This window comes from Fictibacillus sp. NPDC058756 (genome assembly GCF_042746035.1).
Classification (GTDB): Bacteria; Bacillota; Bacilli; order Bacillales; family Fictibacillaceae; genus Fictibacillus.
In genome coordinates, this window is sequence record NZ_JBHYPU010000001.1 from 2,181,184 (window position 1) to 2,200,262 (window position 19,079).

The 19,079-nt window shown below is 39.0% G+C and carries 19 protein-coding genes; 5 read left to right on the plus strand and 14 right to left on the minus strand.

Features of this window, described 5'->3' with window-relative positions:
* Positions 1 to 39: 39 nt before the first annotated feature.
* Complete coding sequence (locus tag ACFW35_RS10935; RefSeq protein WP_379833647.1) at positions 40 to 468, minus strand: CBS domain-containing protein; 429 nt, start codon at positions 466 to 468, stop codon at positions 40 to 42.
* A 159-nt stretch (positions 469 to 627) separates the two neighbouring features.
* Here ACFW35_RS10935 and ACFW35_RS10940 point away from each other — a divergent pair, with 159 nt between their 5' ends.
* Positions 628 to 978 carry a YugN family protein gene (locus ACFW35_RS10940; RefSeq protein WP_066289067.1) on the plus strand — a complete coding sequence of 117 codons (351 nt, stop codon included), beginning with the start codon at positions 628 to 630 and terminating at the stop codon, positions 976 to 978.
* A gap of 42 nt (positions 979 to 1,020) precedes the next feature.
* Here the strand turns inward: ACFW35_RS10940 and ACFW35_RS10945 are convergent, their stop codons facing one another.
* The 7 genes from ACFW35_RS10945 to cyoE all read right to left on the minus strand — a co-directional run bounded on the left by ACFW35_RS10945 (position 1,021) and on the right by cyoE (position 7,781).
* Positions 1,021 to 1,743, minus strand: coding sequence for a nucleotidyltransferase domain-containing protein (locus tag ACFW35_RS10945; protein ID WP_379845691.1), 723 nt, complete (start codon positions 1,741 to 1,743; stop codon positions 1,021 to 1,023).
* Between the two features lie 99 nt (positions 1,744 to 1,842).
* Complete coding sequence (locus tag ACFW35_RS10950; RefSeq protein WP_379845693.1) at positions 1,843 to 2,712, minus strand: cytochrome c oxidase assembly protein; 870 nt, start codon at positions 2,710 to 2,712, stop codon at positions 1,843 to 1,845.
* A 136-nt stretch (positions 2,713 to 2,848) separates the two neighbouring features.
* Entirely contained in the window at positions 2,849 to 3,193 is a 345-nt protein-coding gene (locus ACFW35_RS10955; RefSeq protein ID WP_066289065.1) for a cytochrome C oxidase subunit IV family protein, read from the minus strand.
* 3 nt (positions 3,194 to 3,196) lie between these two features.
* Positions 3,197 to 3,817 carry a cytochrome c oxidase subunit 3 gene (locus ACFW35_RS10960; protein ID WP_077361524.1) on the minus strand — a complete coding sequence of 207 codons (621 nt, stop codon included), beginning with the start codon at positions 3,815 to 3,817 and terminating at the stop codon, positions 3,197 to 3,199.
* Positions 3,817 to 5,661 carry a cytochrome c oxidase subunit I gene (gene ctaD, locus ACFW35_RS10965; RefSeq protein ID WP_379845695.1) on the minus strand — a complete coding sequence of 615 codons (1,845 nt, stop codon included), beginning with the start codon at positions 5,659 to 5,661 and terminating at the stop codon, positions 3,817 to 3,819. The genes ACFW35_RS10960 and ctaD overlap by 1 nt, the downstream gene beginning before the upstream one ends.
* Positions 5,662 to 5,691: 30 nt before the next feature.
* On the minus strand, positions 5,692 to 6,711 hold the full coding sequence (gene coxB, locus ACFW35_RS10970) for a cytochrome c oxidase subunit II (protein WP_379845697.1): 1,020 nt from the start codon (positions 6,709 to 6,711) through the stop codon (positions 5,692 to 5,694).
* A gap of 176 nt (positions 6,712 to 6,887) precedes the next feature.
* Positions 6,888 to 7,781 carry a heme o synthase gene (gene cyoE, locus ACFW35_RS10975; protein ID WP_379847461.1) on the minus strand — a complete coding sequence of 298 codons (894 nt, stop codon included), beginning with the start codon at positions 7,779 to 7,781 and terminating at the stop codon, positions 6,888 to 6,890.
* 392 nt (positions 7,782 to 8,173) lie between these two features.
* On the opposite strand from cyoE, the gene ACFW35_RS10980 reads away from it, so the two are divergent.
* Positions 8,174 to 9,058, plus strand: a complete 885-nt coding sequence (locus ACFW35_RS10980; protein ID WP_379845699.1) for a COX15/CtaA family protein — start codon at positions 8,174 to 8,176, stop codon at positions 9,056 to 9,058.
* A gap of 564 nt (positions 9,059 to 9,622) precedes the next feature.
* On the opposite strand, the gene pyc is transcribed toward ACFW35_RS10980, so the two are convergent.
* The 3 genes from pyc to ACFW35_RS10995 form a co-directional block, all read right to left on the minus strand.
* Positions 9,623 to 13,066: a pyruvate carboxylase gene (gene pyc / locus ACFW35_RS10985; RefSeq protein WP_379845701.1), complete on the minus strand. Its 3,444-nt coding sequence runs from the start codon at positions 13,064 to 13,066 to the stop codon at positions 9,623 to 9,625.
* Positions 13,067 to 13,088: 22 nt separating this feature from the next.
* Positions 13,089 to 14,249, minus strand: coding sequence for a putative lipid II flippase FtsW (gene ftsW, locus ACFW35_RS10990; RefSeq protein WP_379845703.1), 1,161 nt, complete (start codon positions 14,247 to 14,249; stop codon positions 13,089 to 13,091).
* A 198-nt stretch (positions 14,250 to 14,447) separates the two neighbouring features.
* On the minus strand, positions 14,448 to 14,717 hold the full coding sequence (locus ACFW35_RS10995; RefSeq protein ID WP_379837052.1) for a YlaN family protein: 270 nt from the start codon (positions 14,715 to 14,717) through the stop codon (positions 14,448 to 14,450).
* Between the two features lie 142 nt (positions 14,718 to 14,859).
* On the opposite strand from ACFW35_RS10995, the gene ACFW35_RS11000 reads away from it, so the two are divergent.
* A complete protein-coding gene (locus ACFW35_RS11000) occupies positions 14,860 to 15,363 on the plus strand; it encodes a peptidyl-prolyl cis-trans isomerase (RefSeq protein WP_379845705.1) in 504 nt (167 codons plus the stop codon).
* A 51-nt stretch (positions 15,364 to 15,414) separates the two neighbouring features.
* Here the strand turns inward: ACFW35_RS11000 and ACFW35_RS11005 are convergent, their stop codons facing one another.
* Complete coding sequence (locus ACFW35_RS11005) at positions 15,415 to 16,749, minus strand: PhoH family protein (protein WP_379845707.1); 1,335 nt, start codon at positions 16,747 to 16,749, stop codon at positions 15,415 to 15,417.
* A gap of 139 nt (positions 16,750 to 16,888) precedes the next feature.
* On the opposite strand from ACFW35_RS11005, the gene ACFW35_RS11010 reads away from it, so the two are divergent.
* Together ACFW35_RS11010 and ACFW35_RS11015 are read left to right on the plus strand one after the other, a co-directional pair.
* A complete protein-coding gene (locus tag ACFW35_RS11010) occupies positions 16,889 to 17,524 on the plus strand; it encodes a YhcN/YlaJ family sporulation lipoprotein (protein ID WP_379845709.1) in 636 nt (211 codons plus the stop codon).
* Between the two features lie 384 nt (positions 17,525 to 17,908).
* Positions 17,909 to 18,109, plus strand: coding sequence for a YlaI family protein (locus tag ACFW35_RS11015; RefSeq protein ID WP_379845710.1), 201 nt, complete (start codon positions 17,909 to 17,911; stop codon positions 18,107 to 18,109).
* 342 nt (positions 18,110 to 18,451) lie between these two features.
* Here ACFW35_RS11015 and ACFW35_RS11020 read toward each other — a convergent pair whose 3' ends face one another.
* Both ACFW35_RS11020 and ACFW35_RS11025 read right to left on the minus strand, forming a co-directional pair.
* On the minus strand, positions 18,452 to 18,730 hold the full coding sequence (locus ACFW35_RS11020) for a hypothetical protein (RefSeq protein ID WP_379833628.1): 279 nt from the start codon (positions 18,728 to 18,730) through the stop codon (positions 18,452 to 18,454).
* Positions 18,731 to 18,745: 15 nt separating this feature from the next.
* Positions 18,746 to 19,024 carry a YlaH-like family protein gene (locus tag ACFW35_RS11025; RefSeq protein ID WP_379847462.1) on the minus strand — a complete coding sequence of 93 codons (279 nt, stop codon included), beginning with the start codon at positions 19,022 to 19,024 and terminating at the stop codon, positions 18,746 to 18,748.
* Between the last annotated feature and the right edge of the window lie 55 nt (positions 19,025 to 19,079).

Here is a 19,079-nt window from a genome sequence, read left to right on the forward strand (position 1 = left end):
TAAACAGCATCATCAGTAATAGATGATACTGTTTAAGTTTTATTGCAATTGATCTCTTTGTTCTGAAACTTCACTTAAAGTGTGTCCTGCCGCATTATCACTTTCTTTATTAAGAGAAATATCACCTAAAGAAATAATTCCTACCAATTTATTGTTCTCTACAATCGGAAGTCTTCTGATTTGTTTATCTGCCATAAGCTCAGCAGCTTCCTTCACGCTCATTTCAGGTGATCCCGTATACAAATCTTCACTCATGATATCAGAAACTTGAGTAGAGCCTGGGCGTTTCTCTGCTACGCCTCTTACTACGATGTCGCGGTCTGTAATTACCCCTATTATCTGTTCGTTTTCACAAACTGGGATAACACCTACATTATCTTGTTTCATTTTTACAGCTACTTCGTAAACATTGTCCAAAGGCGTTACAAAGTCTACGTCTCTAGTCATAATATCACTTATTTTTTTCATAAAAATTGCCTCCATTAATATTAATTTTGATACCTTTTATCTTTTACGTTTGAAGAACAAATATGCATGTTTTTGACAATGATTGCATCTTTAGCGCTTTCATAATATCATTAAGAAGTGATTGTAATTTTTTATTGAATTTTCCTAGGAGGTTTCACAATGAAATTTGAAGAAAGCGGCTTAAACGGGAAGGTAATTGAATTCTCACTTTTAGAACATGTCATGGACAGCCACGGAATGATCCGCGCAGGGCAATGGGACTATGACCGTATTACATACGATTACAAATTTGAAGACATGACAAATGGCGATGTTTATTATTTCCGTTTTCCTTGCCATGTGATTGAGGGAGAAACTGAAACACCACATGCTAAAATTGAACTTGGCACTCCATATTTAGGCAAGCATTATTATCCGCACGGTGTTGAATATGATGAAGAGTTTCCAAAACATGTCGTTAACCAATGCAACAAGTTGATTGAAGCACTTCATAATGAACTCCATGTATAACATAAAAAAATCCCTCAGATCATGATCATGAGGGATTTTTTTCTATTCAGCTGCACTTTCTGGAGCATGTGAGGAATAACCTTCAAAAAGCCTGCCGCCGTATGGAGCGATCGTTTCATCAACAAAATGAATTACACCTGTTTTTTCACGGCTGCTATAGTAAAGGTTAAACACCTTGGCAAAATCGTCTGCAAATGATTCATTGAACTCCTTTAACGCCCTTATTATCCACTTTCCTTCTCCAATCCAATGACCGTTGACTCTAAGGACAAATTCATGCGTTAAGTCGGCTAGCTTTGACACAATAAATAAATCCTCAATCTCATTAACTGATCCTTCTAAGTCATTTAAAAGGTCTGTTATGTGATATCTGGCTTTCTCAATTTCATTAGATCTCCATGGTGTAGGCCCTGCTTTTAAAAGTTGAAGTGCTTCATTTTTTATCCGGGAAGCATGTCCGGTATCACGAAGAATTATGCCCTCTGCACACATTTGCGGAAGAGATGGTCTCGCTCTATCAATATTTTCTTTGAAAAAATTTTTGTAAGTAAACATATTATGGACGAACACTTCTATTGGCCAACCGAATTCGGTAAGAGATTGGCGATACGATTCTCCAACTGTGCTATCGATAATAATAATATCCAGATCAGAACTTTCCGTTTCTTCTCCTCTGACGACGCTGCCAGCCAAATATGCTATTTCACAGTTTGGAAAATAAGATTCTATAAATTTACTTGCTGCTTGTCTTGCGCTGATTCTCATAATTTTCTTCTCCTTCACAATTGGCTTCTATATATCATTCTACAAAAGGATACAGTTTCATTTTTTTTGACAAAAAAAAATAACCAGAACATGTACTGGTTATTTCATTTCGGGATTAAGTCTGTTATTTTGGGTTTTTATCATTTCTAAATCGGCTTTATCCCGGGCACGTTCCTTTTTCACCCATCTAAAGAATATTAAGCCTAATACGAAAGCATAAATGACTTCTTGGAATATCTTCATCGTAACACCGCCAACGTGCTGATCCTCTGATGGAGTCATTGCAGCATACAGCTGTGGAACATTCCTATAAGCCTCATATAGCTGATAATCAGCAAACATGATCAATGCACAGGCTGGTGTCATCAAAACTCCATTCGCAAAAACATATCCTACCTTCTTTATATCCGAAAGCGTATCAAGCTCTTTTACAGGACAAAGAACCGGCCACCACATCGTGAAAGCAGTTACGATAAGAACAAAGTGATAAGTATAATGCAGAAATACATTTGATACAGCAGCATCAAATACTATCGGTATATGATAAAAAGAAAAAAGAGTATTAAATACTAACAATGCTATTAAAGGTTTTGTGAGTGCTTTAAAAACGCTTAAAATCAAAGGGCTTTTATCTAGCCAGTTTTTCCATTTTTGTTCTGGAACAGCCAATATGACCAAAGGTGCTATCATCAGGTATAATACAGCCATTTGTGCCATATGAACACTAAAGAGATAATGGTGCCCTAATATCTGAATAGGCGTTCCTTTTATAGCTATATATAGAACAATAGCTGATACCATTGCAGCTATATTCCACTTAGTCGCGATATTACTTCCGTCTTTTCCTTTCATGATCCATCGGAAATAAAGTATGGCAAGCAGGATTGAAATGATATATACAGATGGCGGATAAAGCTCACTCCAGCTAAACTCACTTAAACTTGCAGGCATATGATGATTATGATGCAATTTTGTCATCTCCTTTATCGATAGTACCCGTTTCTACTATAACAGTCTTTGGAAGTCTTGTAATGGCAAAACTGAGACAATTCTTAATTTTGTAACATATAAAAAAGGGCTGCATGAGATGCAGCCCTTCACATTATTACGATGTCCAGATCATTCCCATTAAGGAAGCTACTGTAATAGCTGCAACTAAAACACCGCTTGCCATTCCCCATATTGGGAAGTCATGGCCTTTGTGGCTTAAGTGCATCCAGATATACAGCTGGAAGAACACTTGCACAACAGCCAAAGTAAGGATAAAGATGACAGCGAATGAATCACTGATCTTATCACTCCAAATCGCGAAAAACGCAACGATCGTAAGAAGAATCATCATAACAAAGGAAACGTTATGGTGCTTTCGTTCCTCTTTTAAGGCAAGTTTACGCTGAATCTCCTCATGACGATGTACGGTTGGTTCAGTAGTTTTATGGTGATCAGCCATTGCTTACCCCACCTTTCCCATTAGATAAACAACTGTAAAAATGAATACCCATACAACATCGACAAAGTGCCAGTATAGTGCAAACAAATAATACTTAGGTGCGTTAGCTAATGTGATGCCTCTGTTCCAGTTTCTAGCTAATAATGTAGAAATCCATAAGATCCCGAATAGTACGTGACCTCCGTGGAACCCAACTAGTGTATAGAAAGCAGAACCAAATGCGGAGCTGGTAAATGTATGTCCTTCGTGAACATAGTGGATGAACTCGTAAATTTCAAGGCCCAGGAATCCAAGTCCTAATAGTAATGTTACGATAAACCATCCTTGCAAAGAACGTACTTTGTTTTGTTTTAATGAAAGAACTGCATATACACTCGTAAGTGAGCTTGTTAAAAGCAGCATGGTTGCAAGAAATACTAATGGCAGTGAAAATAATTCTTCACCAGACGGACCATCTAAATGCATATTTCTAAGACCAAGATACGTTCCAAAAAGAGTAGCAAATAGGACAGTTTCTCCACCTAGGAAAAGCCAGAATCCTACAAACTTATTTTTACCTTCAAGGGTAGCTTTTTCCGGGTGAGCAGGAAAATTAGCATCTGTTAAACGTTCTCCAGCATTCATTAAGCTCTACCCCCTTTAATGTCAGCTTCAACTTCTTCTTTATGGATATGATATCCATGGTCGTCGATTACAGATCGAAGGAACATTGTTACTAATACTCCACCTAGACCAACAATAGCAACGATCCAGTTTGAATAAATAAATCCAAAACCAGCAACAAACATACCTAAAGATAAGAAAAACGGAAGAATTGAACCATTCGGCATATGAATTTCTCCTACAGGTTCAGCTGGTGTCATTTCACCATTGCCAGCTGCCTTTTCTACATACAATGCATCCAGACCACGCACAAGCGGTGTTTGTGCAAAGTTGTATTCAGGTGTTGGAACTGGCATTGCCCATTCAAGCGTACGCCCATCCCAAGGATCTTTAGTTGTTGCATATTTAGATGAAGCAGAAATAACGATATTAATTAATAGTACAATTGTTCCGGCACCCATAAGTATAGCACCGATCGTACTAACGAAGTTTGCTCCATCTAGGTCCTGACCAGACATATATGTATATACACGTCTAGGCATACCCATCAATCCTAACCAGTGCTGTGGAAAGAACGTTAGGTGGAATCCGATAAAGAACAACCAGAAGTTCCATTTTCCAAGAGTTTCATTCAGTACACGGTTAAACATTCTTGGATACCAGTAGTATAACCCGGCGAACAATCCTAAAATCAAACCTCCAACGATAACATAATGGAAGTGAGCTACTACGAAATAACTATCATGGTACTGATAGTCTGCTGCGGGAACAGATAGCATAACCCCTGTAACTCCACCCATAACAAACGTAGGAATAAAGCCAACTGCGAACAGCATGGCTGTTGTAAAACGGATTTGTCCCCCCCACATTGTGAAGATCCAGTTGAAGATCTTAACACCTGTAGGAATCGCAATTGCCATTGTTGCTACTGCAAAGATTGAGTTCGCAACCGGTCCAAGACCAACAGTAAACATGTGGTGGACCCATACCATAAATCCTAAGAAACCGATAAGTACTGTCGCAAATACCATTGCACTGTAACCAAACAAACGCTTGCTAGAGAATGTAGATACGATTTCAGAGATAATGCCAAATGCAGGTAAGATCAAAATATATACTTCTGGGTGTCCAAATATCCAGAAAATATGTTCCCAGATTAATACGTTTCCGCCCATGTCCGCATTAAAGAAATTAGCATCAAAAACACGTTCAAACATGAGTAGGAAAATACCTACTGTCAAAGCAGGGAATGCGAACAAAATAAGTCCAGAGGTTACGAATGAAGCCCATGTAAACAACGGCATACGCATAAAAGTCATACCAGGTGCCCGCATATTAATAACAGTTACCAGGAAGTTGATACCCCCAGCAAGTGTCCCTGCCCCTGCAATCTGAAGACCCAGTACGTAGAAATCCACTCCAGTATCTTCCGCTACAGTTGACAATGGTGCGTAAGCTGTCCATCCAGCTTCAGGTGCTCCGCCTAAGAACCAGCTCAGGTTCAGCAATAGACCGCCAAAGAAAAATAACCAAAAACCTACTGCATTCACATATGGGAATGCTACGTCACGCGCCCCGATCTGCAGTGGAAGGATCGCGTTCATAAATCCAAAGATGATCGGCATCGCTGCCAAGAAGATCATCGTTGTTCCGTGCATCGTTAATAATTGATTGTAAAGCTCGCCAGTAAAGATCTTGCTGTCTGGCTCCATTAACTGAATACGCATTAAGATGGCTTCAAGTCCTCCGATTAAGAAGAAGAACCCGCCAGCCAAAAGATACAAAATACCGATTTTTTTATGGTCAACGGTAGTGAGCCAATCCATTAGCCCACTTCTCTTTTTGTGACTTTCGTGAGTTGCCACGGTGTAACCTCCTTTTTTCAATGCTTAAGACTATTTCAATTTAAGACCTAACAAGTAATCTGAAACAGCATCAATTTCCTCATCAGAAAGATTCACTTTTGGCATGTTGTTGCCTGGTTTCACTTCTTGAGGATCTTTAATCCATGCTTTCAGATTTTCTTTGTTATGTTCTAAGATACCTGCTACACGGTCTTTATCAGCAAAACCAGTTAAGCTTGGTCCTGTGTTACCGCCTTCTTGTCCAACAGCGTGGCAAGATAAGCAGTTCTTTTCAAAGACTTGTTGTCCATTAGCATTAGCAGAAGATTTACCGTCTGCAGCCTTATAGCTTGCAACCCAGTTCTTATAGTCTTCTTTAGAAACAACTCTTACTTTGAAATCCATTAAAGCATGTGATGCACCACAAAGCTCGGCACACTTGCCTTTGTAAACAACGTCTGTCTTGCTTCCAGTATCAAACCACATATAGTTCTTGTTTTTATCCCCAGGGTTTGTATCTGTTTTACCAGCTAATGACGGAATCCAGAATGAGTGGATAACATCAGCTGAAGATAATTCCACGTGAACTTTTGTATCTGCAGGAAGTACTAATTCCTGTGAAGTAATCAATTCTTCTTTTGGATACTCAAATTCCCACCAATATTGATGTCCAGTTACTTTAATGCTCAATTCATTTTTTGAAGCTGGTTTCGCATCTGCAGAGAATTCAAACGTTCTCATAACAGTTGGCACCGCTAAAATGATTAGCAAAAGAATAGGGATCACTGTCCATAACAACTCTAGCATGTGGTTACCTTCCACTTGCTTAGGTGTAGAAGTATCTCCTTTTTTCTTTCTAAACTTTAATAATACAAATGCATAAAGAACGAAAACTACCACTAGAACCAGAATCATAATACTAATTGAAATCAGCATTAGCTGGAACTGTTTGTCAGCAACTTCACCTTGCGGAATTAACGCCGATAGTGTCGGATCTCCGCACCCCATCAATAAGAGTGCCAACATGGCAAATAAGGAAACCAGACGTCCTTTTTGTAGCCATTTTTTCATCACTACATATACCCCACTTTCTCGTTGTAGTCTGTCTTGACTGATCTTCTTTCTATTCAATTCAAATAATTTTATTTGAATGGAAATAGCTGAATAGCTTTTGAAAGCCCTTTTATGTAAAGGCAATTACAGGAACAGCGCAATATTACGCTGTTCCATAGAGTAAACAATACTTTTTATATATTAACTAGAATCATGGCAACAAACATGATTGTCATGTAGTTCAATGAATAAACAAACATCATACGGGCCCATTTCATATCATCTTTCGTTTTTAATCCTGAAAGTGCTAAGATCAGCCATCCTGTACCTAATACAGCTGCCAAAATTAGATATAACATTCCAAAATCAAATAAGTAAAGAGATACTGGAAGCAATGCAGCCACATACCAGATCATCTGACGCTTAGTAATCCCAAAACCGGATACTACTGGAAGCATTGGTATGCCTGCTTTTCGATAATCTTCGCAGCGTTTCATGGCAAGTGCCAGAAAATGCGGCGGCTGCCATAAGAACATGATAAGGAATAGGATCCATGCCACCCAATGAAGGTTAGCATCTACTGCAGCCCAGCCGATTAGCGGAGGTACAGCTCCAGATATTCCTCCAACAACCGTGTTAATTGAATGAGTGCGCTTTAGCCACAATGTATAAACAAAGACATATACAAAGAGTCCAATTAATCCTATTACTGCTGCAGTAGGTGTTGTCATTGCAAGCATTACTGTTCCTAGAGCAGATAGAATAATTCCCACCCAAAGGACCTGACTGGCAGAAATACGGCCAGTAACAGTTGGTCTTTCAATCGTTCTTTCCATAAGCTGATCGATATCTCTGTCAATATAGTTATTTAAACAGCATCCTCCGGCAATAACTAAAGCAGCGCCTAGTATACATAATACTAATGTAAGGATGTTGTCAGTAAAAAAATAACCGTTATACTTGAGAGCCAGGAAAAATCCTGCAAAAGTTGTAATCAGGTTGCTCATAACAATACCGAGTTTAGCGATTGTTAAAAAGTCTTTCCAAGTACCTGTTGGATTTGCTTCTGAAAGAGGTCCTGGTTCCATAACCTTGTTAGCGGCTTCATATGCAGTTGGTGTTTTGCTCAACACAGATACACCTCCTTCTAAGGAAAAATTCAGTTCCAATTCTTTCTTCAAGTGTAAGATAAGCCCTCATTCATTCTATATGGGCTTGTAAGTAAAATCAACGGTTAAAAATTGTCTTTATCTGTTCACAATATGTAAAGTAGATTGATTTTCCCATATGATAGGATAAGAATATACAAAGAAAGTAAAGAAAATGTCCTTTAACATTATAAAACAAAACATGTACTTTGTATACTTCGACTAATACTGACAGTACCTTATATTATTTGTACTATCAGGCCGACCTTAATGCTAGCAAATTTTTTTACAATTTTGTGAAGTTTATAGAACTTTAAAGCAGGTGAGAGAAATTGAAAAGAGCTTATCAAATTTATTCTATTATTACATCATTCGGCATGCTGCTTGTTTTACTTATGGGAGCAGTTGTTACAAAAACAGATTCAGGCGAAGGCTGCGGTAATTCTTGGCCCCTTTGCTATGGAGAATTGCTGCCGACTCAGCCGAAGCTGGAAACGATCATTGAAGTCAGTCACCGCTATGTATCTGCATGGCTTGGTATTCTAGTAATTATTTTAGCAATATGGGCGTGGAAAAGAGATCCTCATAGAAAAGAAGTTAAAATACTAGCTGGATCTGCTGTATTTTTCATTGTTCTTCAAGGTCTTTTAGGAGCCGCTGCTGTAATATGGAGTCAGTCATCAGCTGTACTCGCTTCACATTTTGGTTTCTCACTCGTATCATTTGCGAGTGTGCTGCTTCTTGCACTGCTATCTTTTGAAAAACGTGAAGATCCATTTGTTGCTAGAGTTTCCAAAGCATTTAAAAAGAACCTCTATTGGCTTTTTGCTTACCTATATGCAGTTGTTTACACAGGTGCTCTTGTAAGGCATACAGGCTCAAGCATGGGATGCGGGCCAAAGTTCCCGTCGTGCAGCGGTACGATAGCTGATTTAGGTTCTCAAGCGAGCATACATCTGCTCCATCGGACTGCAGCTATTGTTCTATTCATATGGATTGTTTATTCGTGGTACCACGCGAGAAAGCATTATAAAGATCAAAAAGCATTAAATAAAGGGTTACAATTTGCTGCGCTATTTGTTTTACTTCAAGGTCTATCTGGCGCCATGATCGTCTTATCAAACTTAAACTTATTTGTTGCTTTATCACACGGATTAATTATTTCCTTCTTATTCGGAACACTTAGTTTCGTGGCTTTAATTGTTTATAGAAAATAGTTATTTAAAAGGCTGACAGAGGTTGTTCTATGGAACATATCTGTCAGCTTTTTTATAGGAACGCTGTTATCTTATACTTTGTTGTTCTTGAAAGTTGTTGATTTCCGTTACAGAAGCTCCCTTTCCGCGGGGCGTGCGGTAAGCCTCCTCGCGCTTTGCACCCTTAAGAGTCTCACATTTAAGGAAGTTTGTGTGCTCCTGCGTCTACAAGGTAAATCCTTACTCCTCGTCGCATGCCTTGCAAGAGGCATAATCAGGTGGCTGGCACGCACCCTGCACTCCAATCAACTTGCGAGAAGAGCTCGTAGAAATGATTAATCCTTACAGTCAGAGGTATTTTTAACTTAATTTGACGAAAACCAATAATATATTCACCAATAATGAAATAATTTCACCAGTTATGGCTATAATTTCACCTATCAAGCAATAATTTCACCTTTTCACAAGATATATTGACGAACCGGAAGCACAACATCCTCTTATTAAAAAATCACCCTGCATACATACGGAAACATAACTTTACCAACAAAAAGACGTCTCTCATTGAGACGCCTTTTTTCGTGATTATTTTTCCAATTCAATCAATAGATCTCCAGCGCTGATGCCTTCTCCGTTTTGTACAGAAATGGATTTAACGCGGCCGTCAAATGGTGCTTGAACGGTTGTTTCCATCTTCATGGCTTCCGTAATCATCAAATGATCGCCCTTCTTCACTTTTTCACCTTGCTCAACCAGCACTTTAATTACTGTTCCTGGCATACTCGCACCGATTTGTGAAGGATTTGAAGGATCTACCTTTTGTTTAGCTGTAACGGTTACTTTTGCACTTTCGTCAATTACTACAATCTCACGTGACTGTCCGTTAAGCTCAAAATAGAGAACTCTAGATCCATCACTTTGAGCTTCCCCAATCGAAACAAGTTTTACGATAAGGGTTTTTCCTTGTTCAATTTCAACTTCAATTTCTTCGCCTAATGTCATGCCATAGAAAAATGTCGGAGTATCCAGCACAGATACATCTCCAAATTGAGCATACATCTTCTCACGGTCTAAGAACACCTTCGGATACAAAGCATAGGCGAGAACATCAAAGCTCGTAACTTGGCGGTTGATCTTATGGAATAACGTCTCTTTAATGTCATTAAAATCAGCAGCTTCAAGCGTTTCGCCAGGTCTTACAGTTAACGGCTCTCGGCCTTTTAAGATGATCTGCTGAAGTTCTCGTGGGAATCCTTGATACGGCTGCCCAAGGTAACCTTGGAAGAATTCCACTACTGAATCAGGGAAGTCCAGTGATTCACCTCTTTCATACACCTCATCCTCGGTTAAGTTGTTTTGAACCATATAAAGTGCCATGTCCCCCACTACTTTAGATGACGGTGTAACTTTAACAACATCCCCGAACATGTCGTTAACTCTTCTGTACATCTGTTTTACTTCATCCCAGCGTTCTCCTAGACCAACAGCTTTCGCTTGCTGCTGAAGATTACTGAACTGACCGCCAGGCATTTCATGTTCATATACCTCAGGATCTGGAGCATTCATGCCGTTTTCAAAACCGGAGTAATACTTTCTGATATCTTCCCAATATGCGGAAAGCTGATTTGCACTTTGAATGTTTAAGTCAGGCTGTCTTTCGTTTCCAGTTAAAGCGTAATATAAAGAGTTAGCGCTTGGCTGTGATGTTTGACCTGACATTGAGCTTACTGCAACATCCACAATATCTACACCCGCTTCTGCAGCTTTCGCATAGGTATAAATACCATTTCCGCTCGTATCGTGCGTATGAAGATGAATAGGAATGTCAATTGAATCCTTTAGGGCCGAAACAAGATCATAAGCAGCCTGTGGCTTTAACAGACCTGCCATATCTTTAATTGCAAGGATATGAGCACCTTCTTGTTCAAGTTCCTTGGCAAGATTCACATAATAGTTCAGATCATATTTTGTACGGCTAGGGTCTAGAATATCACCTGTATAGCAAATAGCTGCTTCGGCAATTTTACCTGTTTCACGAACTGCGTGAATAGCAACTTTCATGCCTTCAACCCAGTTTAAACTGTCAAAGATTCTAAAGACATCTATCCCGGCCATTGCAGATTTTTTAACAAATTCTTCAATTACGTTATCTGGATAATTCTTGTAGCCGACAGCATTCGAAGCTCTTAAAAGCATTTGGAACAATACATTGGGAGCTTTTTCTCTAAGCTTTAACAGCCTGTCCCACGGATCCTCATTTAAGAAGCGGTATGCAACATCAAACGTTGCTCCCCCCCACATTTCCATAGAGAACATATCTGGCCAAAGTCTTGCAGTCGGTTCTGCGATATGAAGGAGATCGTTTGTTCTGACACGTGTTGCAAGCAGCGACTGATGACCATCACGGAATGTTGTATCTGTAAGCAATAGTTTCTTTTGATCCTTAACCCATTGAGCAACTGCTTCCGGGCCTTCACTGTCCAGCAATTGTTTAGTGCCATTAGGAATTGGCTCAGAATGTTTTACTTTCGGTATGCGTGGTTGATCAAACGATGGCTTCTCTTGTTTTTGAAGACCAGGGAATCCATTAATCGTTGTCGCTCCAATATATGAAAGCATCTTTGTTCCTCTATCCTTGCGTTTAGGGAACACAAATAATTCACTGCTCGTATCAATAAAGGAAGTATCATAGTTTCCCGATAAGAATTTTTGGTGAGTTACAACGTTCTCAAGGAAAGCTATGTTAGTCTTGATCCCGCGAATACGGAATTCTTTTAAATTTCTTAACATTTTAGATGCAGCTTGTTCATAGGACAACGCCCATGTTGAAACTTTTACAAGCAATGAATCATAAAATGGCGTGATAACTGCACCCTGGTAGCCATTACCGGCATCTAAACGTACTCCAAATCCGCCTCCTGAACGATATGCCATTATCTTTCCTGTATCAGGCATAAACTGATTGGCAGGATCTTCGGTAGTAACACGAGATTGAATGGCGTACCCATGACAATAAATATCTTGTTGCTGAGGAATTCCTAATTCTTTACTATGCAATGAGAAGCCCTGAGCGATAAGGATTTGTGATTGTACAATGTCAATGCCGGTTACCATTTCTGTAATCGTATGTTCTACCTGAACTCGAGGATTGACTTCAATAAAATAAAACTCACCGGATCCAGTAACAAGATATTCTACAGTACCTGCATTTACATATCCTACATGCTCCATTAAAGAAACCGCAGATTCGCAGATTTCATGACGCAGTTCCTCAGTTAATGAAACGCTAGGTGCTACCTCAACTACTTTTTGATGTCTTCTTTGAACGGAACAGTCACGCTCATATAAATGCACAAGATTTCCTTCATTATCTCCTAGGATCTGTACTTCGATATGTTTTGGTTTGTCTAAGAATTTTTCAACATAAACCTCGTCCTTACCAAAAGCTGCCTTGGCTTCAGACTTAGCTCTCTCAAAGCTTTCAGCTAAAGAATTTTCACTTCTTACGATTCGCATACCTCGGCCGCCGCCGCCCATGGAAGCTTTAATGATAATCGGAAACCCATTTTCTTCTGCGAATGATTTAACTTCTTCTAATGAGTTAACAGGACCATCACTTCCTGGGATAACCGGGATGTTTGCATCAATAGCTGCTTGTCTAGCTTTTACTTTGTCTCCGAAAATTTCAAGATGTTTATCTTCAGGTCCGATAAAGACAATTCCTTCTTCACGGCATCGCTCTGCAAACTCTTTATTTTCTGACAAGAAACCATAGCCTGGATGAATGCCATCTACGCCGTTTGCTTTTGCTATTTCAATAATCCCTTCAATATCGAGATATGCATCAATCGGCTTCTTTCCTTCTCCGACCAGGTATGCTTCATCTGCTTTATAACGATGGTAGGAACCAGTATCTTCCTTTGAATATACTGCCACTGTTCGAATATTCAGTTCTGTACATGCTCTGAAAATCCTGATTGCAATTTCTCCTCGGTTTGCTACTAAGACTTTGCTGATTTTTCTGCTCATACAAGTTCCTCTCCTTTTACCGTTACATGATTGCTTTTAAGCTTTTGTTTGTTACATTCGGTTGTTTGTCAGGCACTTTCTTATTCAGTTTTACTTTTGCAGAAATATTTATTAGAATCCCCATCGATGTCAAAAACAAGAGAAGGGAAGATCCACCATAAGATATAAAAGGAAGCGGGACACCAGTAATGGGCAATAAGCCTACTGCTGCTCCTAAGTTAACAACTGTCTGAATGCCAATCATCCCAGATATTCCGAAAGCAAGGAGGCTCGTGTATGTGTCGTCGCTCTGCATACCGATCCAGAATCCCCTCAATACGATATACCCTAAAAGAGCAATAATTAAAAACACTCCTATGAAACCTAATTCCTCTGCGATGATCGCTATAATGAAATCAGTATGGGGTTCAGGCAAGAAGCCATACTTTTGAATACTTTGTCCTAGACCGCTTCCAGTTAAACCGCCAGCTGCAATAGAAATATAGCCGTTAACTAGCTGATATCCATCACCCGCCGGATTTTTAAATGGTGCATAAGCTGCATCAAACCGTGAAAGCTGTTCATCACTTAGCTGAAGGTAAATCCCGAGTCCCACAATTCCGGCTAATGCTGCCATTGAAAAAATATGTTTAAATTTAATACCTGAGCAGAAAAGAATAATTCCCGCTACACCTGCGACAATCAGTGCTGTTCCTAGATCCGGCTGCATAATGATCAAAATAAACATTATTGCAAAGATGCTAAGAGGAGGTATGACACCTTTTTTAAAATCATGCATTTTCCCTTGTTTTTTTGAATAGATTGCGGCCAAGTACATGGCAAGAGTTAATTTAATGAACTCTGCAGGCTGAATTCCAACAGGTCCTATGTATAACCAGCTTTTTGCATTATTTACTTCCCGGCCAAATAGTAATACGGCAACAAGTATTCCTATGGATATCAGCACGATGGGCATCATTAATTTTTTGTAGATTTGTACATTGAATCTCATCGTAAAGTACATGAAAATTATTCCTGCGATTAAAAAGATGAGCTGTCTGGTAAAGAAGAAACTGCTGCTATAATCGTATTTATTGATTGTTACCCCTATACTCGCGCTGTATATCATGACTAAACCAGTACTGCACAATAAAAGTACGGCCACTAAAAGAGAATAGTCATAGGGTCTTACTGCTTTTTTCACGTTGTCCACCTTTCTCCTCTCTAAATTCATAATTATTAGATATTGTAACACATAAAATCTTTTTCTTATTGATTCAGCCCGGCGACAATCTCTTAAACATATTATTTCGTAACGTTTTATCAGTTTTTGATAAAAAATGAATACTTTTTTATAAATATAAAAAAATCCAGTCCAAATGTTTCTCGGACTGGCTGTGTATCATTTTTTCATTGAAGCATCATGCAATGCAGTAAGCTGCTTTTCGAGCGACTCTAATAATTGTTTGCCCGCATCTTCTTCTACAAGATTTAAGCGGACTGCAAAATCTATTTCACGGGATAAACCAAACATTTGCGTATCCAATACTTCCTCATAGAGGGGACATTGTGGCATTGTTAAGTTTTCCATTTGAACTTCAATTAATTTCAGGATTTTGTCTGCATCTGCTTTTAAGAGTTCAAATGCCCTTTCCCGATGTCCAGTTGCCATCTCAGCTGACAATGATCATCCCTCCGTTCGCACGAATTTCTACCTTTAAATATAAAGGTTTGTCTAAAAAAAATCAACATATTACAGTATTCACATAATCATGCTATGCTTTTAATAGTGTTTTCAAATCAAGGAGGTACATATGGAATTTATAGTTGCACTTAAAGGTAAGGTAAACTATCCGCTGACTTTAGATCCTGGTGTCTGGATTTTTGATGATAGAAAAGAAGATCTGAACACTTTGTTCGATAAGCAAGAAGACAAAGAAAGCGAGCAAGAGAAATATTTAAAGGACGTTTCTGCTCACTGGGACAGAGAATTGCAGGAAGGTGCTATCCCTCCTTCTGAAAAAGATAAGCAAAAACCTAAGAAAACTTTAAAAGAAACTCTTCTTACAAGTTCCTTCGCTATATCTTTATCTTATTTTATCTATAATGCACAACCGCACCCTGACGCAGAAAGAGTACTCATTGAATCAGGGGACGGTAATGTAGAAATCACACTTAAAGAAGCTCAAGATGGTTATTTGGCTTTTTCCGAAAACGGCAAACCATTAAAAACAGATGGACCTGTTCACTTTTATTTTGGTGACGGAAGCAACAAAGAAAACCCAATTAAGCGCATTACAGCTATCACTCTTCTCTAAAAAACAAACAGAAAAAATGAGAGGCAGCTCTTTTGGAGCTGTCTTTTTCGGTTACAGCAGATCTGCCGCAATTTGTGCCAATGAAGAACGTTCACCTTTTTCCAGTCGCACGTGCCCGCTGACTGCCTGGTCTTTAAACTTTTCCACCACATATGTCAGTCCGTTTGTAAATTCGTCCAAATAAGGATGATCAATTTGCTGAGGGTCACCGAGCAAAACAATTTTACTTCCTTCCCCTACCCTTGTAAGAATCGTTTTTACTTCATGCTTAGTCAGGTTCTGAGCTTCATCTATAATAATAAACTGATCCGGCAGACTTCTCCCCCTGATGTAAGTGAGTGCTTCAACATGGATAGAACCAATGCCAGCTAGAATTTTTTCCAGTTCCCCTTGCTTTTTTGTATTGAACAGGTATTCGAGATTATCATAGACCGGCTGCATCCACGGCTTAAGTTTTTCTTCTTTTTCTCCTGGCAGATAGCCGATATCCTTTCCAACGGGTACTATTGGGCGTGCAATAAATAATTTGATATAATCCTTCAAGTCTTCTGTCTGGAGCAATGCTGCAGCCAGTGTTATCAGCGTCTTTCCTGTACCTGCTTTTCCAATCAGTGTAACTAGCGGAAGGTCTTTTCGCAGCAAAAGTTCAAATGCCATTTTTTGCTGTACATTTCTGGCCCGGATTCCCCAGATCTGCTCTGAATCATAACGCAGGGGCTTAAGAGTTTTACCGAACTCGTCTACTTTCCCAAGAGCAGAAACGGATGACCTGAATACATCTTTCAAGATGACAAATTGATGGGGGTAAAAGGAGTGTCCTGTAAGTTCGATAAGATGAAGTTCATTCTTCTCATAAAATTTACTCAGAAGTTCTCCTTGAACATAAATTTCTTTATAGCCCGTATATGTCTGGTCATTCTTATCGATAACCCTGTCACTTAAAAAATCTTCTGCTTCTATACCTAGAGCATCTGCCTTTACACGGACCAATACATCTTTTGAAACTAATACTACCTTCACACCGCTCTTTTTGGCCTCTTCTTCTTGTTTTAAATTCAAAGTAACAGCTAATATCCGATTATCGTTTGTAGGTTCAACAAACGTTTCCTGAAGCCTTCGAAAAGATTTATGGTTAAGCTCAACACGAAGTTTTCCCCCATTTTCAAGTGGAACACCTTGATGCAGTTTACCATTCTGTCTTACACGGTCAATTAAACGGGAAACTTCTCTTGCATTCCTCCCAATTTCGTCCATATAACGTTTCTTGGAATCCACTTCTTCTAAAACTACAGCAGGTATGATCACTTCACTGTCCCCAAAAGATTGTATGGAATAAGGATCCTGCAAAAGCACGTTTGTATCTAGGACGTATCGTTTATTCAACATTCAGCCTCCTGACTTAAATGTAATCCTATCTATCAAGTGCATTTTTATGGACTGCCTATTAAAAATGTATGTGAGAAGGAATAAAGTTAGAAGATTGAACAAAAAATAACGGAAATGACTTGGAAGGACTGATATTCATTTGAAAACATTACGAATAGCTGCAGTCTTAAGCGCAATTTTAGTTCTATTTGGCTGCATGAACGAAAATAATAATGATGATGCACAGCAAGCTGATAAAAATACTCCCCGTCTTACTAAAGTAAATCAATCTGCTGAAAGCAAGAAATCCGATCAGCCAAAAGGCTCTCAGGAAGTATCACGGCATCTTGTCGGACTGGCTACAGGTATTCCTGGTGTTGAAGATGCTACAGCTGTTGTCTTAGGCCCATATGCCGTTGTAGGTATAGATGTAGACCGGAAGCTTGATAATTCACGAGTTGGATCGATTAAATATTCTGTTGCAGAAGCACTTAAAAACGATCCTAATGGGAAAAATGCAGTTGTAACTGCCGATCCTGATGTTGTTGAAAGACTGCGGCAAATGGGAAAACAGATACGCCAGGGGCATCCTATCGGGGGAATCGCTAATGAATTAGCAGGAATCGTAGGCCGTTTAATGCCACAAGTTCCACACAGCCTTCAAACGGAAAAGCCTTCTCCAACAGAAACAAATAACAGCCAGCTTTCCGAAAAAGAGGAACGCCAGCTGAAAAATAATCAACAAAAGCAAGAAAAAGCAGATAAAAATCAGCCGCAGCGTTTGAATGAAAGCTGAATTAATGAGACTGATGAGGGATGATATCTTCAACTTCCCTTGTCAGTTTTTTTTATGAAAGGATTTTGATTTCCGCTTGATGCTCGCTTTGTGAATGCACTAAGTAGCGAGGGTGTCCTTCATAGGATAACAATTCCCTTAAATTGGTAAATTATATGATGATGGGTCAATTTTTATATGATGTTCTATCTTTTTTATGTGATTTGAGTTTTTCACTTCTCATATAACGAGGATTTCATATATTTTGTCGGTTTCAGACGCACAGCCTTAATAAAAATCCTCTTGAAAAATACAATGACCGCCATGCTCCTCTATAGTGCTTCAATTCCTTTACTTAATTTACAATTTTCTTTATGGTATACTGTTTGAAAGAGGTGAAATACGATGCGTGTAAAATGCGTATTATGCGATAATATTGAAGTTATTGAAAATGAATGTTCACTTGCAAAGAGATTACGTAATAGACCGATACACACCTTCATGTGCGAACCATGCAGAGAGCGAATCACTAGAAAAACAGCCCAGCGGGAAGCTACAGGTAATTTTACTTTATACAGAAGTCCAGATACGAACAATGACTGGTAACCGTTTATCGGATTGGACTTTATATGGTACATTTGCCGGCGCCTTGCTGGCTTGTTTTTTTTTATGCAATAGAACAGTTCGTATGCATTTAGTGATATCGGTGATTTTGGTCGCAGTTATTGATATTTTGTCTGCAAGATTTAATCAACCAATCTTTATTTCTTTAATCATAAATACAATTATGTCCTTTACCTTTTTTCCTCTTTATCAAATCGCTGTTTCAAAGCCTTTCCATCCTCCTTTTATCTTGCCATTTACACTTTGGTTTACCGGACACCTTTTATTTGCTTTCCTAATCCGATACTTTGTTTCAGTCTGCATAAAAAAAGGAGCGCTGACTAATCAGCACTCCTCGTTAAACCTTGGTTCATTTTGAATTCCTTCGTATAAAGCATCCACTGCATCAACAAAAAATCTCTCTGTTTGTTCAACGCCGCCCGCTTCGAATAAGACGATGTAAAACGGTCCTTGAATGGAAACAGATTGTATTTTTACTTGGTGATCTTCTCTTAATATCTCACTAAAAAATTCAAAAGTATCCTCGGCAGCCAAATCATCGGGACGTTCTTCATGCACTTTTTTTATGCTTAGCCAATTGGAAAGAGCATCGACGAGTTTCATGCTGAACCCCCTGTTTTAGCCGTTTTCTTTTTTGCTTTGATATAATCTTACTTTGTAAATAATCAGGATAAGCGCTGCCACTATCAATCCTTCAGCTACGGGAAGTCCAATTCCAAAGAATGCTAAAGGCATACAGCCGATAATTAAAAACAGATAAATCAATGCTGATTTTAAAGGCGGCAGTCTTTTTGCGAATCCTAATTTAAAAACAATTATGCTAAGCACTGTAATGATTAAATACAACAGCAAGAAAGCTCTGACAGGGTCATTTTCAATACCCAACAGCAAAGCCATTGAGGACGAATCTTCACCTGTCGCTTTCATAATTTCTTGTTCTTTCACGATTCCC

Coding starts and splice junctions, on each gene's coding strand:
- ACFW35_RS10935 (WP_379833647.1), bottom strand. CDS start 468: ATGAAAAAAATAAGTGATATTATGACTAGAGACGTAGACTTTGTAACG.
- ACFW35_RS10940 (WP_066289067.1), top strand. CDS start 628: ATGAAATTTGAAGAAAGCGGCTTAAACGGGAAGGTAATTGAATTCTCA.
- ACFW35_RS10945 (WP_379845691.1), bottom strand. CDS start 1,743: ATGAGAATCAGCGCAAGACAAGCAGCAAGTAAATTTATAGAATCTTAT.
- ACFW35_RS10955 (WP_066289065.1), bottom strand. CDS start 3,193: ATGGCTGATCACCATAAAACTACTGAACCAACCGTACATCGTCATGAG.
- ACFW35_RS10960 (WP_077361524.1), bottom strand. CDS start 3,817: ATGAATGCTGGAGAACGTTTAACAGATGCTAATTTTCCTGCTCACCCG.
- coxB (WP_379845697.1), bottom strand. CDS start 6,711: ATGAAAAAATGGCTACAAAAAGGACGTCTGGTTTCCTTATTTGCCATG.
- cyoE (WP_379847461.1), bottom strand. CDS start 7,781: ATGGAACCAGGACCTCTTTCAGAAGCAAATCCAACAGGTACTTGGAAA.
- pyc (WP_379845701.1), bottom strand. CDS start 13,066: ATGAGCAGAAAAATCAGCAAAGTCTTAGTAGCAAACCGAGGAGAAATT.
- ACFW35_RS10995 (WP_379837052.1), bottom strand. CDS start 14,717: ATGGCAACTGGACATCGGGAAAGGGCATTTGAACTCTTAAAAGCAGAT.
- ACFW35_RS11000 (WP_379845705.1), top strand. CDS start 14,860: ATGGAATTTATAGTTGCACTTAAAGGTAAGGTAAACTATCCGCTGACT.
- ACFW35_RS11005 (WP_379845707.1), bottom strand. CDS start 16,749: ATGTTGAATAAACGATACGTCCTAGATACAAACGTGCTTTTGCAGGAT.
- ACFW35_RS11015 (WP_379845710.1), top strand. CDS start 17,909: ATGCGTGTAAAATGCGTATTATGCGATAATATTGAAGTTATTGAAAAT.
- ACFW35_RS11020 (WP_379833628.1), bottom strand. CDS start 18,730: ATGAAACTCGTCGATGCTCTTTCCAATTGGCTAAGCATAAAAAAAGTG.
- ACFW35_RS11025 (WP_379847462.1), bottom strand. CDS start 19,024: ATGGCTTTGCTGTTGGGTATTGAAAATGACCCTGTCAGAGCTTTCTTG.